The sequence below is a fragment of the Mycobacterium sp. IS-1556 genome, assembly GCF_001499985.1.
In the GTDB taxonomy this organism is placed as follows: domain Bacteria; phylum Actinomycetota; class Actinomycetes; order Mycobacteriales; family Mycobacteriaceae; genus Mycobacterium.
The window spans coordinates 91,991-105,164 of record NZ_LQIM01000001.1 but is presented as its reverse complement, the minus strand read 5'-3'; the positions used below and the strand labels follow the sequence as shown (position 1 = coordinate 105,164).

The 13,174-nt window shown below is 67.7% G+C and carries 17 protein-coding genes and 1 tRNA gene; 14 read left to right on the top strand and 4 right to left on the bottom strand.

What is annotated here, in order from left to right; translation table 11 throughout:
* The first annotated feature begins 2 nt into the window (after window positions 1-2).
* The gene (locus tag AU187_RS00525) at window positions 3-605 is read left to right on the top strand and encodes a histidine phosphatase family protein (protein WP_059101821.1); all 603 of its coding nucleotides are present in this window, start codon (window positions 3-5) and stop codon (window positions 603-605) included.
* A 9-nt stretch (window positions 606-614) separates the two neighbouring features.
* A complete protein-coding gene (locus AU187_RS00520; RefSeq protein WP_059101820.1) occupies window positions 615-1,682 on the top strand; it encodes a phosphotransferase family protein in 1,068 nt (355 codons plus the stop codon).
* A 26-nt stretch (window positions 1,683-1,708) separates the two neighbouring features.
* Here the strand turns inward: AU187_RS00520 and AU187_RS00515 are convergent, their stop codons facing one another.
* A complete protein-coding gene (locus tag AU187_RS00515) occupies window positions 1,709-2,092 on the bottom strand; it encodes a LapA family protein (protein ID WP_059101876.1) in 384 nt (127 codons plus the stop codon).
* 113 nt (window positions 2,093-2,205) lie between these two features.
* Between AU187_RS00515 and AU187_RS00510 the strand changes: the two genes are divergently transcribed.
* Genes AU187_RS00510 through AU187_RS00490 form a run of 5 tightly spaced genes read left to right on the top strand, consistent with a single transcriptional unit; the run spans window position 2,206 to window position 6,365 of the window.
* Window positions 2,206-3,162, top strand: a complete 957-nt coding sequence (locus tag AU187_RS00510; protein WP_059101819.1) for an ABC transporter substrate-binding protein — start codon at window positions 2,206-2,208, stop codon at window positions 3,160-3,162.
* Between the two features lie 28 nt (window positions 3,163-3,190).
* Window positions 3,191-4,300, top strand: coding sequence for an ABC transporter ATP-binding protein (locus AU187_RS00505; protein ID WP_059101875.1), 1,110 nt, complete (start codon window positions 3,191-3,193; stop codon window positions 4,298-4,300).
* Between the two features lie 3 nt (window positions 4,301-4,303).
* On the top strand, window positions 4,304-4,969 hold the full coding sequence (locus AU187_RS00500; RefSeq protein ID WP_059101818.1) for an ABC transporter permease: 666 nt from the start codon (window positions 4,304-4,306) through the stop codon (window positions 4,967-4,969).
* 5 nt (window positions 4,970-4,974) lie between these two features.
* The gene (locus AU187_RS00495) at window positions 4,975-5,772 is read left to right on the top strand and encodes an ABC transporter permease (protein WP_059101817.1); all 798 of its coding nucleotides are present in this window, start codon (window positions 4,975-4,977) and stop codon (window positions 5,770-5,772) included.
* A gap of 2 nt (window positions 5,773-5,774) precedes the next feature.
* Complete coding sequence (locus AU187_RS00490; protein ID WP_059101816.1) at window positions 5,775-6,365, top strand: putative glycolipid-binding domain-containing protein; 591 nt, start codon at window positions 5,775-5,777, stop codon at window positions 6,363-6,365.
* Here AU187_RS00490 and AU187_RS00485 read toward each other — a convergent pair.
* The gene (locus AU187_RS00485) at window positions 6,328-7,287 is read right to left on the bottom strand and encodes a prephenate dehydrogenase (RefSeq protein WP_172800120.1); all 960 of its coding nucleotides are present in this window, start codon (window positions 7,285-7,287) and stop codon (window positions 6,328-6,330) included. The genes AU187_RS00490 and AU187_RS00485 overlap by 38 nt on opposite strands.
* Before the next feature lie 94 nt (window positions 7,288-7,381).
* Between AU187_RS00485 and AU187_RS00480 the strand changes: the two genes are divergently transcribed.
* From AU187_RS00480 to AU187_RS00455, 6 genes are all read left to right on the top strand, one after another.
* Entirely contained in the window at window positions 7,382-7,903 is a 522-nt protein-coding gene (locus AU187_RS00480) for a tRNA adenosine deaminase-associated protein (protein ID WP_059101815.1), read from the top strand.
* Window positions 7,904-7,905: 2 nt separating this feature from the next.
* Window positions 7,906-8,364: a nucleoside deaminase gene (locus AU187_RS00475; protein WP_156425460.1), complete on the top strand. Its 459-nt coding sequence runs from the start codon at window positions 7,906-7,908 to the stop codon at window positions 8,362-8,364.
* Between the two features lie 29 nt (window positions 8,365-8,393).
* Window positions 8,394-8,484, top strand: a tRNA-Ser gene (locus AU187_RS00470).
* Between the two features lie 87 nt (window positions 8,485-8,571).
* Window positions 8,572-9,783 carry a PP2C family protein-serine/threonine phosphatase gene (locus AU187_RS00465; protein ID WP_172800119.1) on the top strand — a complete coding sequence of 404 codons (1,212 nt, stop codon included), beginning with the start codon at window positions 8,572-8,574 and terminating at the stop codon, window positions 9,781-9,783.
* On the top strand, window positions 9,780-11,357 hold the full coding sequence (locus tag AU187_RS00460) for a sensor histidine kinase (RefSeq protein WP_059101814.1): 1,578 nt from the start codon (window positions 9,780-9,782) through the stop codon (window positions 11,355-11,357). Before AU187_RS00465 ends, AU187_RS00460 begins: the two co-directional genes overlap by 4 nt.
* Complete coding sequence (locus AU187_RS00455) at window positions 11,354-11,794, top strand: response regulator (protein ID WP_059101813.1); 441 nt, start codon at window positions 11,354-11,356, stop codon at window positions 11,792-11,794. The genes AU187_RS00460 and AU187_RS00455 overlap by 4 nt, the downstream gene beginning before the upstream one ends.
* Here the strand turns inward: AU187_RS00455 and AU187_RS00450 are convergent.
* Window positions 11,767-12,246, bottom strand: coding sequence for an ATP-binding protein (locus AU187_RS00450; protein WP_156425454.1), 480 nt, complete (start codon window positions 12,244-12,246; stop codon window positions 11,767-11,769). The genes AU187_RS00455 and AU187_RS00450 overlap by 28 nt on opposite strands.
* A gap of 108 nt (window positions 12,247-12,354) precedes the next feature.
* Window positions 12,355-12,726 (bottom strand): hypothetical protein, encoded by a 372-nt coding sequence (locus tag AU187_RS00445; protein ID WP_059101812.1) that lies wholly within the window; start codon window positions 12,724-12,726, stop codon window positions 12,355-12,357.
* Window positions 12,727-12,781: 55 nt separating this feature from the next.
* On the opposite strand from AU187_RS00445, the gene AU187_RS00440 reads away from it, so the two are divergent.
* Window positions 12,782-13,123, top strand: coding sequence for a DUF732 domain-containing protein (locus AU187_RS00440; RefSeq protein ID WP_059101811.1), 342 nt, complete (start codon window positions 12,782-12,784; stop codon window positions 13,121-13,123).
* Window positions 13,124-13,174: the final 51 nt, after the last annotated feature.

Here is a 13,174-nt window from a genome sequence, read left to right as displayed (position 1 = left end):
CGGTGCAGTTGCTCATCATCCGACACGCGCTGCCCCTGCGCAGCGAGCCCGGCCAGGGCTCCGACCCCGACCTCTCCGAAGAAGGTGTCGAACAGGCCAAACGCCTACCCGATGCGCTCGCCCGGTTCCCGATATCGCGGCTCGTCAGCAGCCCGCAGCGGCGCGCGATCCAAACGGCGCAGCCGGTCGCCGACGCGTTGGGGCTCGAAATAGACATCGACGACCGCCTCGCCGAGTACGACCGCGACCTGTCGCACTACACCCCGGTCGAAGAGATCTCCGAGGAGGACATGCGCCGCCTGGCCAACGGCGAGCTGCCCAGCGGGGTGGACCAGTCGGCGTTCATCACCCGCGTCAAGGCCGGGGTCGCCGACATCGTCAAGGCCGCCGACCGGGAGGACACCGTCGCGCTGTTCAGCCACGGCGGCGTCATCAACGCATTGGTCCACGACGTCATGGGCACCGAGCGCCTGCTGTGCGTGCAGGTCGACTACGCGGGCATCACCCGGCTGCTGTGGTCGTCGTCGCGCGAGACGTTCTTCGTGGCGGGGGTCAACGCGACCGAGCACGTGTGGGATCTGCTGCCGAGAAATCAGCAGTGGTAGACAAGTCCGGTGACCACTGAGCCGCGCCCGTCCGAGCCCGCCCGGCTGGAAGGGCTCGACCTCGACGCCCTGGACCGTCACCTCCGTTCGGAAGGCATCCCGCGGTCGGGTGACCTACGCGCCGAGTTCATCTCCGGCGGCCGGTCCAACCTGACCTTCCTGATCGCCGACGACGCCTCGAAGTGGGTGCTGCGCCGCCCACCGCTGCACGGGCTGACGCCGTCGGCGCACGACATGGCCCGCGAGTACAAGGTCGTCGCCGCTCTGCAGAACACCGCTGTACCCGTCGCCCGCGCCGTGACCATGCGCAACGACGACTCCGTGCTGGGAGCGCCGTTCCAGATGGTCGAGTACGTGCCGGGCCGCGTCATCCGCCACACCAACGAACTCGAGGCGCTGGGCGGCAAGGACGAGATCGACGCCTGCGTGGACGCCCTGATCAAGGTGCTCGCCGACCTGCACGCGCTGGACCCCGAAGAGGTCGGCCTCGGAGACTTCGGCAAGCCCACCGGATACCTCGAACGACAGGTCAAGCGCTGGGGTGGCCAGTGGGAGCTGGTGCGCCGCGACATCGATGGCGGGGACGAACGCGACGACGACGTCAAGCGGCTGCACTCGGCGCTGGGCGAGGCGATCCCGCCGCAGCGCCGCAGCGCGATCGTGCACGGCGACTATCGCATCGACAACACGATGCTCGACGCCACCGACCCCGCCAAGGTGCTGGCGGTGCTGGACTGGGAGATGTCGACCCTCGGCGACCCGATCAGCGACGCCGCGCTGATGTGCGTCTACCGCCATCCGATGTTCAACCTCGTGCACGCCGACGCGGCGTGGGCCTCACCGCTCATCCCGACGGCCGACGAACTGGCGCAACGCTATTCGGTGGCATCCGGTCAGCCGCTGGACCACTGGGACTTCTACATGGGGCTGGCGTACTTCAAGCTGGCGATCATCGCCGCGGGCATCGCCTACCGCGGCCGGGTGGGCGGCGCGGACGCGGAGTTCGTCACCATGGTCGACGATGCGGTGGCGCCGTTGATCGCCGCGGGTCTCGAAGCGGTCTCGCGCCGAGCGTGAGACCAGTGCGAGCGAGGCCCAAAGGCCTACGGCCGCGGACCCAGTCCCTTGAAGTTCTTCTTGGCCGCGCGACGCAGCTGAACGATCCTGGCCGTCCCTGCCGCGACAGTCAGCAACCCGCCGCACACGGCGGCCAACAGAATCGCCACGCCGACAGGCAAATGCCACTCCCACGCGAAGAAGTTGATGGTCGTCGAGTCGGTGTTCTGCATGATGAACACCAACAACACGATCAGGATCACGAAGCCTGCGAACAACGCCGACCACAGCGCCGCGGCGCGGGTGAACTTCACCGCCGACTCCGGTTTGACGAGGTAGTCACCCGGGGTCGCGGTCGGATCGGGTGGTGTCCCGCGCGAGGACTCCGGCGACGGGACGGACGGCGGCACTTCAGCGGGATCGCTGGTCATGCCCACATCTTTGCCCGTTCCGGCACTCGGGAAACCCAGTTCGGAGAATCGCGGCGAGATTCGGGCTGAAACAAACCCGGGTGGAGCTGCGGTGCGATGGATAGTTTGGGCCTATGACAGCCTCGTCCGCGGCCCCGCGACGCCGGCACCGTCCTTTCGTTGTTCTCGTCCTGGTCGCGGGAATGCTGTCGGCCTGCGGAAGCTCCAACCCGCTCGGCGGCGGCGAGATCTCCGGTGACCTCAATACGATCGCCGTCGGGTCGGCGGACTTCACGGAGTCCAAGATCATCGCGGAAATCTACGCCCAGGCGCTGGAGGCCAACGACTTCACCGTGCGCCGCCAGTTCGGCATCGGCAGCCGCGAAACCTACATCCCTGCCGTGCAGGATCACTCCATCGACCTGATCCCCGAGTACACCGGCAACCTGCTGCAATATTTCGACGAGGACACCACCGCCACCACCCCCGACGACGTATTGCTGGCGCTGTTCGAGGTGCTTCCCGGCGACCTGTCGATCCTGTACCCGTCGCCGGCACAGGACAAGGACACCCTCGCGGTGACCGAGGGGACCGCGCAGCGGTGGAACCTCAAGACCATCGGCGATTTGGCCGAGCATTCCGCCGAGGTGAAAGTCGGTGCGCCGTCGGAGTTTCAGACGCGCGTCACCGGCCTGGTCGGGCTCAAAGACGCCTACGGCCTCGACATCGCACCCGCGAACTTCGTCGCGATCAGCGACGGCGGGGGCCCGGCGACCGTCGACGCCCTCAACAGCGGGACGGTCACCGCCGCGAACATCTTCAGCACCTCACCGGCGATCGAGCAGAACAACCTCGTCGTCCTCGAGGACCCCGAGAACGTCTTCCTCGCCGCCAACGTGGTGCCGCTGGTGGCGTCGCAGAAGAAGTCCACTCAGCTCAAGACGGTGCTCGACGCGGTCAGCGCGAAACTCACCACCGAGGCGTTGATCGCGCTCAACACCTCGGTGGAGGGCAACCGGGGCGTCGACCCCGACGAAGCGGCCCGAAAGTGGATCACCGACAACGGATTCGACAAGCCGGTGGGCAGTTGATGAGCGCTTGCGCGAAGAACAGACAACCATGATCACGTTCTCCGACGTCACGAAGCGCTACCCGGACGGCACCGTCGCGGTCGACGACCTCACCTTGGAGGTACCCGAGGGCACGCTGACGGTCTTCGTCGGTCCGTCGGGCTGCGGCAAGACCACCTCGATGCGGATGATCAACCGGATGATCGAGCCGACCTCGGGCACGCTGACCGTCGACGGCCGGGACGTCAGCGAGGTGGATCCGGTCAAGCTACGGCTGGGCATCGGTTACGTGATCCAGAGCGCCGGGCTCATGCCGCACCTGCGGGTCGTCGACAACGTGGCCACCGTGCCGGTGCTGCGCGGCCAATCACGGCGCAGCGCACGGCGATCCGCGTTGCAGGTGATGGAACGGGTGGGGCTGGACACCAAACTTGCCGACCGCTATCCCGCCCAGCTCTCGGGCGGTCAGCAACAGCGGGTCGGGGTGGCCCGGGCGCTGGCCGCGGACCCGCCGATCCTGTTGATGGACGAGCCGTTCAGCGCCGTCGACCCGGTGGTGCGCGAGGACCTGCAGACCGAAATCACCCGCTTGCAAAGTGAATTGCGCAAGACCATCGTGTTCGTCACCCACGACATCGACGAGGCGGTCAAGCTCGGCGACAAGGTCGCGGTGTTCGGCCGCGGCGGCGTGCTCCGCCAATACGCCGACCCGGCGTTCGTGCTGTCCAACCCGGCCGACGAGGAGGTGGCGGCGTTCGTCGGCGCCGACCGCGGCTACCGCGGCCTGCAGTTCTTCCACGCCACCGGACTGCCGCTGCACGACATCGACCACGTCCCCGAGGATCAGGTCGACGGGCTGAGCCTACAGCCGGGCGCGTGGACGCTGGTCACCAAGGGAAACGGCAAGCCGTACGCGTGGATCAACGCCGACGGTGTGGCGCTGCACCGCAGCGGAAGTTCGCTGCACGACAGCACCATCGGCGGCGGATCGCTGTTCCGGCCGGACGGCACGCTACGGCATGCGCTCGACGCGGCGCTGTCCTCGCCGAGCGGCCTCGGCGTCGCGGTCGACGAGCACGGACGGGTGATCGGCGGGGTGAAGGCCGACGACGTGCTGGCCGCACTCGACAAGCAGCGTCGTCTGCCGGAGTTGGGGTAGCGCATGCGCTACCTGCTCACCCACCTCGATGACCTGTGGGCGTTGACGCTGATCCATCTGCGGCTGTCGCTGATCCCGATCGTGCTCGGCCTGATCATCGCGGTGCCGTTGGGCGCCGCGGTCCAGCGGACCACCACGCTGCGACGGTTGACCACGATCACCGCCAGCGTCGTCTTCACGGTTCCGTCGCTGGCGTTGTTCGTCGTGCTGCCCCTGGTCATCCCGACGCGCATCCTCGACGAGGCGAACGTGATCGTCGCGCTGACGCTCTACACCGTCGCGCTGCTGGTGCGAGCGGTGCCCGAGGCCTTGGACGCGGTGTCGCCGACGGTGCTCGACGCCGCGACCGCGGTCGGTTACCGGCCCTTGACCCGGATGGTCAAAGTCGAACTGCCGCTGGCGCTTCCGGTACTGACAGCCAGCCTGCGGGTGGTCGCCGTCACCAACATCTCGATGGTGTCGGTGGGCTCGGTGATCGGCATCGGCGGGCTGGGCACCTGGTTCACCGAGGGTTATCAGGCCAACAAGAGCGATCAGATCGTCGCGGGCATCATCGCGATCTTCCTGCTGGCGATCCTCATCGACACGTTGATCATGCTGACGGGCAAGGCGCTCACACCCTGGACGCGCGCCTCGCGCACCGGTCGAGTCAAGGCGGTCTCCGCGTGAGCCCGATGAGCTTCTTGGCCGAGGCGCTGTCCTACACCTTCACCGCGGCCAACTGGGACGGACCGGCCGGGCTGACCGCCCGCCTGCTCGAACACCTGCTGTACACCGTCGTCGCGGTGTTCTTCTCGGCCCTCATCGCGGTCCCGATCGGGATGCTCATCGGCCACACCGGCCGCGGGATCTTCCTCGTCGTCACCGGGGTCAACGCGTTGCGGGCGCTTCCGACGCTCGGCGTCCTGCTGCTCGGCGTGCTGCTGTGGGGGCTGGGCCTGATACCGCCGACGGTCGCGCTGATGTTGCTGGGTATCCCGCCGCTGCTGGCAGGCACCTACGCGGGAATCGCCAACGTCGATCCCGCGGTCGTCGACGCCGCGCGGGCGATGGGTATGACCGAGCGGCGCATCCTGCTGCGGGTGGAGGCGCCGATCGCGTTGCCGCTGATCCTCGGCGGGTTGCGCACCGCCACACTGCAGATCGTGGCCACCGCAACGGTTGCCGCGTACGCCAGCCTCGGCGGGCTGGGCCGCTACCTCATCGACGGCATCAAGGTGCGGCAGTTCCAACTGGCGTTGGTCGGCGCGCTGATGGTGACGGCGCTGGCGTTGCTCCTCGACGCCGCGCTCGCGTTCGCGGTGTGGGTTTCGGTGCCGGGGACCGGTCGGCTCAGGAGATCGCCCATGCCCCAGCCGCTGCTCAGTGACGAAGTCGTCCTCGAATCCCGCCCGCGCGCAACATCACAGAACGCCGGGAAAACCGCCGTCCAAGCACGTTACGAACGGGGCGATCCTTCGCATACGGTATAGGGGTGAGTGAAGCAGGTGGCTCCGAGAAGTCATGGCCGGCGATCCTGACCTGGCGGGCGCATGACGTACCGCGGATGGAATCGGTCCGGCTTCACGTGTCGGGTAACCGCATCAAGGCCTACGGCAGGATCGTGGCCGCCGCGACATCGTCGCACCCGGCGTTCTCCGCCTCCTACGATCTGGTGACCGACGAGGCCGGCGGCACCAAGCGGCTTTCCATGACGGTCACTCTCGCCGAGCGGGAACGGCAGCTGTCGATCGCTCGCGACGAAGAGAACATGTGGCTGGTCCAGCAGCACACCGGGGAGTCGCGGCGCGCTGCGTACGACGGTGCGCTCGACGTCGACGTGATCTTCAGCCCGTTCTTCAACGCGCTGCCGATCCGGCGGACCCGGCTCTATCAACGCTCGGATTCGATCAGCTGTCCGGTGGTGTACGTGCGACTGCCGGAGATGTCGGTCGAAGCCGCGGTGATCAGCTACAGCAGCGCCGAGGACGGCATCAAGCTGCACTCGCCGGTCGCCGAGACGACGATCAGAGTGGACTCCGACGGGTTCATCCTCGACTACCCAGGGCTGGCAGAGCGGATCTGATCACCCCACCGGCGCGGCCCGCGGCGGCGAGTTCCTCGCGCCACCTGTCCTGCCCGACGACGACCGTGACGATGTCGGGCCTGCTGAAGCTGTCGTAGCGGATCCGGGCGGCGTGGCCGGTCTCGACGAGGTCGGTCAACGGTTTGCGCTCGGCGAGTGCGTCGCGCGCATGGTGAAGCAGGCTCAGCGTGCGTTCCAGGACCGGCAGCAGTTCGTCGGCGTTGGCCTCACACATCGCCCGCACCAGATCCGGTGCGGTCGCTGCCACCCGGGTGCCGTCGCGAAACGACCCCGCCGCGAGCGCGAACGCCAGCGGCACCTCTCCCGCGGTCGCGGCGAGCGCCTCGGCCAGCAGGTGTGGCAGGTGCGAGATCGTCGCTGCGGCGGCGTCGTGTTCATCGGATCGGGCCGGGACGACGACTGCGCCGCAATCCAACGCGAGGTCCATCACCAGGGTCCAGACCTCGGGGTCGACGTGGTCGTCGACGCTGATCACCCAGGGCGCCCCGACGAACAACCGGGCGTCGCCGGCCGCCCACCCGGAGTGCGCCGTGCCCGCCATCGGATGACCTCCGACGAACCGCTCCAGCAGGCCGAACGACTGAACTTCCTGCAGCACAGCGGTTTTCACGCTGGTCACATCGGTCAGGGGGCATCCCGGCGCCGTTTCGCGGATACGGCCGAGCATTTGGGCCAGCGCGGGCACCGGCACCGCCAGCACGATCAGCGCATTGCCTGCCGCCGCGCGGCCGAGCGTGGCATCGAGGTCTTCGCTGGCGTCGAACCCGTCGACCACCGCCGCCTGGACGGCCTCCAGCGACCGGTTGTACCCGAAGACCTCGCGCCCGGCGGCCGCCGCCGCACGCATCACCGAACCCCCGATCAGCCCGAGACCGAGCACGCAAACCGGTGTGTTCGTCACCCTTCAAGGTTGGCACATCGAGAGCCGTCGGCAGACGTCAGGCTTGGTGCCTTTTCCTGGTCAAGGGCCTGGTCGGCGACTACCGTAAGCCGACATGGGAGCACAGCGTGCACCGGCGCGGGAGCAGTCCGTCGAGACCCCCGACGGCTTCGGCGTGGCGGTCGTCCGGGAGGACGGCAAGTGGCGTTGCGCTCCGCTGCGCCGCGCGGCGTTGAGCAGCCTGACTGCCGCCGAGACCGAGCTCCGCGAGATACGCAGTGCGGGAGCGGTGTTCGGGCTGCTCGACATCGACGATGAGTTCTTTGTGATCGTGCGGCCCGCACCGTCGGGCGCTAGGTTGTTGCTCTCGGATGCGACCGCAGCGCTGGACTACGACATCGCCGCAGAGGCGCTGGAAAAGCTCGACGCCGACATCGAGCCCGAGGAACTCGAGGAGGCCGAGCCCTTCGAGGAGGGTGACCTGGGCCTGCTTTCCGACGTCGGCCTGCCCGAGGCGGTGCTCGGCGTCATCCTCGACGAATCCGATCTCTACGCCGACGAACAATTGGGCAGGATCGCGCGGGAGATGGGATTCGCCGACGAACTGTCGGCGGTGCTGGATCGTCTGGGTCGGTGAACCTGATCGACGACGAGGCGCTGATCCGCGCCGCCCTCGAGGCTGCGTCCGCCGCAGGACCCCGCGACGTGCCCGTCGGCGCGGTCGTCGTGTCCGCCGACGGCACCGAACTGGCCCGTGCCGCCAACGCGCGAGAAGCGTTGGGCGACCCCACCGCACACGCGGAGATCCTCGCGATCCGCGCGGCCGTGGCGGTGCTCGGGGACGGCTGGCGGCTGGAGGGTACGACGCTGGCGGTCACCGTCGAGCCCTGCACGATGTGCGCGGGCGCGCTCGTGATGGCGCGCGTGGCGCGCGTGGTGTTCGGCGCGTGGGAGCCCAAGACCGGAGCCGTCGGCTCGCTGTGGGATGTGGTGCGCGACAGGCGGCTGACGCATCGGGCCCAGGTGCGCGGCGGGGTGCTGGCCGAGCAGTGCGCGGCACCGCTGGAGGAGTTCTTCGCCCGGCAGCGATTGGAGTAGATGGGCGGGTGCCCGGTAAGCTGCCACACGGTGGCGTGTCCGAGCGGCCTAAGGAGCACGCCTCGAAAGCGTGTGACGGGTAACCCCCGTCCGAGGGTTCAAATCCCTCCGCCACCGCCACAACGACTCAGGCACTATTGTCGGATTTCGTCACTGAAGCAGAGGTCGAGGCGACCGCGGTGACCAACGCGAGAGAATTGGTTACATATGCGTGCGCTTCATGACCAAGGCCCGTCCGCCTCGGCCGGTGCCGGCGCTGCCGTGCGCCCCTTTTCGGTGCTCCTCGTCGAGGACGATCGCGGCGACGCGATTCTGGTCGAGGAGTTGATCGCCGATGCCGCCGTCGAAATCGATGTCTCGTGGGCGGCCTCGATGGAGGACGCCGAACGGCAGTTGGACACCTCTCGGCCGGATTGTGTGCTGCTTGATTTGAACCTGCCCGACGCGAACGGCATCAAGGCCCTCGACCGGATCACCAGGCGCGACATCACTTTGCCGATCGTGGTGTTGACGGGGCTCAACGATGAGCACTTCGGCATCTCCGCCGTCGCCGCCGGCGCTCAGGACTACCTCGTCAAGGGCCGAGTCGAACCCGAGACGCTCCGCCGCGCGCTGCTCTACGCGGTGGAACGCAAACGCGCCGAGCTCACCTCGGTCGAACTGCACGCCAGCGAGCTGCGCGCCATGGAGAACGCCCGCCTCGAGCGTGGGCTGCTGCCGTCTCCGCTGCTACTTGACTCGCCCGGCGTCGACATCGTCGCCGAGTACCGGCCCAGCAGACAGCATGCGCTGCTCGGCGGTGACTTCTACGACTTCGTGCAGACGCCGGACCGCACCGTGCACGTCATGGTCGGCGACGTGGCCGGGCACGGCCCCGACGAGGCCGCGCTGGGCGTAACGCTGCGCATCGGCTGGCGCGCTCTGACGTTCGCCGGGTTGCGCGGCAACGAACGCATGCGACAACTCGAACGGATTCTGAGCACCGAACGGCCGGGTTCGAGCATCTTCGCGACGGTGATCAGCGTCGCGATGTCGACCGACAGCCTCAGCTTCAACGTGGTGTCGGCAGGCCATCCCGGCATGCTGCTGCACGGTCCAGACACCGTGGAGTGGCTGGAGCCGAAGGTCGGTCCCGCCCTCGGCCTCTATGGCCACGAGTGGCCGCTGAACGTCCTCGAGCTGCCGCCGGGGTACGGCCTGGTGTTGCTGACCGACGGGCTGTTCGAGGGACGCTCCGGTGAGGGCACCCAACGCCTCGGCGAGAAGGGCCTGCTCGAAGTCGCGCGCGGCTATGCGCATCTGCCCGGCGCCGAGTTCGTCAGCGCGCTGATCGACGATGTGGAGCGTCGGGCGCAGTCAGTGGGCGGCATCAGCGACGACATCGCTGTCGTGCGGGTGGAGCGGACGACGACCGGATGAGATCACGCCTCACCGTCCAGGGCTGGCAGAACCTGGTGTTGTCGATGATGGGTGTGGTGGTGATCGCCGGTGCGATCGCCGGTGCCCTGCTGCTGAACCGGACCGACGACGTCTCGCGTGAGCTCAACCTCGGCATCCAACCCGCCCGCGTTGCGGCGTACCAGCTGCAGGCCGCTCTCCGTGACCAGGAGACCGCGATTCGCGGATACGCCATCGCCGCCGACCGCCAGTTCCTCGAACCGTATTACGCCGGCCAGGAGGCCGAGCGTGCCGCCGCGCAGCAGGTCCGCGACGGAATCGGCCACCGGCCCGAGTTGCTCGCCGACCTCGAAGCGATCGAAGAGGCCGCTGCCGCGTGGCGCTCGACGTTCGCGGACCCGGTTCTCGCGTCGGTGACGCCGGGGTCCCCGAAGGTTCTGGACGCCGAGACGGCCGCGCGCGGCAATGCCGAATTCGACAGCCTACGAGCGTTGTTCGAAGCCCAGAACCGCGATCTGACCCAGGCCCGGCAGGACGCCGTCGATGAGCTCGCCCGGGTGCAAACCTGGCGGAACAGCGTGCTCATCACGGTTGTGGCGACATTCTTCTTGGCCGCGATCGCGTTGGCGGTGCTGGTGCGTAGCGCCGTCACCCGGCCGCTGGAAGCGCTCGCCGCGGCCTGCCGCAAGATCACCGAAGGCAGCTTCGGCGAGAAGATCACGGTGGGGGGTCCGCGCGACATTCAGTCCATCGCCGCGGACGTCGAGGACATGCGGCAGCACATCGTCGACGAACTCGAAGCGGCGCGGCAGGCGCGGACCCAGCTGGCCGACCAGGCCCTCGAACTGCAGCGATCCAATGCCGAACTCGAGCAGTTCGCCTATGTCGCGTCGCATGACCTGCAGGAGCCGCTGCGCAAGGTGGCGTCGTTCTGTCAACTGCTGGAGAAGCGCTACGGCGACAAGTTGGACGAGCGCGGCGTCGAGTACATCCGGTTCGCCGTCGACGGCGCCAAGCGGATGCAGGTGCTGATCAACGATCTGCTGACGTTCTCCCGCGTCGGAAGGCTTCATTCGGTGCACGACGACGTCGACCTCTCAGCCGTGTTGGACGACGCGATGGACAACCTGGCCACCACGATCGAGGAGGCCGGCGCCGAGGTGGTGGTCCACAACGGACGGCCGCTACCTTCGGTCAAGGGTGACCCGACCCTGCTGACGATGCTCTGGCAGAACCTGATCGGTAACGCGGTGAAGTTCCGCAGACCGGGCGTCGTACCGCGGATCGTCATCGACTGCGCGACGGGTGAGGACGCGCAGGACGGGTCGTGGGTGTTCACCGTCACCGACAATGGCATCGGGATCCCCGACGAGTTCACGGAGAAGGTCTTCGTGATCTTTCAGCGCCTGCACGGCCGCGAGTCGTCGTACTCCGGCACGGGTATAGGGCTTGCGCTGTGCCGCAAGATCGTCGAGTACCACGGCGGCAGCATCTGGATCGACACCACCTACACGGACGGCACCAGGTTCCGTTTCACCATTCCCTGCGTCGTCGACGAGCCCGTCGAGGCCGATATGGAAGGATCAACCGCATGACATTGGACGGTCGAGCGATCGACGTTCTGCTGATCGAGGACGATCCGGGAGATGAGCTGATCACCCGGGAAGCCTTCGAGCACAACAAGATCAAGAACACGCTGCACGTCGCCCACGATGGCGAGGAGGGGCTCGACTTCCTCTACCAACGCGGCCAGTTCGCCGACGCGCCGCGCCCCGATCTGATCCTGCTCGATCTGAACCTGCCGAAGTACGACGGCAGGCAGCTGCTGGAGACCATCAAGTCCGACGCGGACCTGAGCCTCATCCCGGTGGTGGTACTCACGACATCGTCGGCGGAGGAAGATATTCTGCGCAGCTACAAGCTGCACGCCAACGCCTACGTCACCAAACCGGTTGACCTCGACCAGTTCATGAACGCCGTTCGGCAGATCGACGAGTTCTTCGTTCAGGTGGTTCGGCTGCCCCAGTCGTGACGCCCGTCGGTGACCTCGAAGTCGATCCGCACGGTGGTGCCGCTCGCTGAACCCGCGACGTCCACCCCGTCGCCGACGGCCCGGATGATCGGCAGCCCGCGACCGCGCGTGGTCGGTTCGGTGCTCGGTGTTCGCCACGCACCGTGATCGGAGACGCAGACGATGATCCGCTCGTCCTCGACGGTCGCGTCGATGACGATCACGCCGTCGTCGCAATCCCGATAGGCATGTTCGACGCAGTTGGTGGCCGCCTCATTGACCGCCAGCACGACATCGGCGACGACGGGATCGGGGACTCCGATCGGGGTCATCCAGTCGAGCAGTCGGTGGCGGATCTGTGCCAATCGATCCGCGGTGGCCGGTACCTCGATACGCAACGGGTCTGCCGGCCGCAGGCGCACGTCGATCACCACGCCCGTGTTGTACCCCGCTTGGCCCGATTCCTCACGCATGCCACGCATATGCGATCGATCTCGAAACGGTAGCGAGGCCTAGATCACACCTCGCGCACCGTCGAGACGGCGATCACGGGGCCTCGCCGCCGGCGCCTTTCGAGCGCCTCAGCCGTAGAACATCACGCGGTAGTCCGGGGTCCAGGCACCTTCGAGGCAGCTCAGCGGAACGCCGTCCGGCGACTGCGCCACCCCGGTCGCGTCACCGCAGGGCAGCCGATTGGTCCGGATGCCGACCAGCGGTGGTGATGCGATCCATCGGCTGCGCGAGTTGCATGCGAGGGTGTTGCCCGACGCGTCGATCCCGAAGTTGTAGCGGGTGTTCTGCACGCAGTGCGTGCCCTCCACCGCAGTCCGGTCGATATACGGGACGCAATCCGCGCCGTCGCAGTAACCCGGGGACGCCGGCGCATTCGCGGCGGTGAACATCGGCGCGGCGACGAACCCGCACGCCAGCGCAGCTGCAGCCATGAGCCTCATGGGGTTAGCGTATGTGCCCCGCACCGGCGGCGGGCACGGAATAGGCTCATATGCCATGAAGCGCGTCATCGTTGCTTTGGCCGCCGCCGCTGCCGGTGCCGGCGCTCTCGTCTGCGCCCCGCCGGCCGGCGCCGACGTCGTCGCCTATCTGGTCAACGTGCACGTGCGACCCGGCTACAACTTCCCGAACGCGGACGCGGCCATCGGCTACGGAAACAGCATCTGCGACCGGGTCGCAGCCAAGATGGGTTACGCCCAACTCGTCGATCAGGTGAAGGCCGACTTCCGCACCGCCGACTATTACCAGGGCGCCTACCTGATCAACCAGGCCGTCAACGAGCTGTGTCCGGCGCAGATCTGGCAGCTGCGGCAGTCGGCGGCCGGCTACACCGGATGACGAACGGCGGCGCCCCGGTCCGGGACGCCGCCGCCTTTCGTGCACGCTTTA

Excerpts from the sequence above, each read along its gene's own strand:
- AU187_RS00500 (WP_059101818.1), top strand. The coding sequence starts at position 4,304 with ATGCGCTACCTGCTCACCCACCTCGATGACCTGTGGGCGTTGACGCTG.
- AU187_RS00440 (WP_059101811.1), top strand. The coding sequence starts at position 12,782 with ATGAAGCGCGTCATCGTTGCTTTGGCCGCCGCCGCTGCCGGTGCCGGC.
- AU187_RS00465 (WP_172800119.1), top strand. The coding sequence starts at position 8,572 with ATGCGTGCGCTTCATGACCAAGGCCCGTCCGCCTCGGCCGGTGCCGGC.
- AU187_RS00505 (WP_059101875.1), top strand. The coding sequence starts at position 3,191 with ATGATCACGTTCTCCGACGTCACGAAGCGCTACCCGGACGGCACCGTC.
- AU187_RS00515 (WP_059101876.1), bottom strand. The coding sequence starts at position 2,092 with ATGACCAGCGATCCCGCTGAAGTGCCGCCGTCCGTCCCGTCGCCGGAG.
- AU187_RS00445 (WP_059101812.1), bottom strand. The coding sequence starts at position 12,726 with ATGAGGCTCATGGCTGCAGCTGCGCTGGCGTGCGGGTTCGTCGCCGCG.
- AU187_RS00455 (WP_059101813.1), top strand. The coding sequence starts at position 11,354 with ATGACATTGGACGGTCGAGCGATCGACGTTCTGCTGATCGAGGACGAT.
- AU187_RS00510 (WP_059101819.1), top strand. The coding sequence starts at position 2,206 with ATGACAGCCTCGTCCGCGGCCCCGCGACGCCGGCACCGTCCTTTCGTT.
- AU187_RS00450 (WP_156425454.1), bottom strand. The coding sequence starts at position 12,246 with ATGCGTGAGGAATCGGGCCAAGCGGGGTACAACACGGGCGTGGTGATC.
- AU187_RS00480 (WP_059101815.1), top strand. The coding sequence starts at position 7,382 with ATGGGAGCACAGCGTGCACCGGCGCGGGAGCAGTCCGTCGAGACCCCC.
- AU187_RS00495 (WP_059101817.1), top strand. The coding sequence starts at position 4,975 with ATGAGCTTCTTGGCCGAGGCGCTGTCCTACACCTTCACCGCGGCCAAC.
- AU187_RS00460 (WP_059101814.1), top strand. The coding sequence starts at position 9,780 with ATGAGATCACGCCTCACCGTCCAGGGCTGGCAGAACCTGGTGTTGTCG.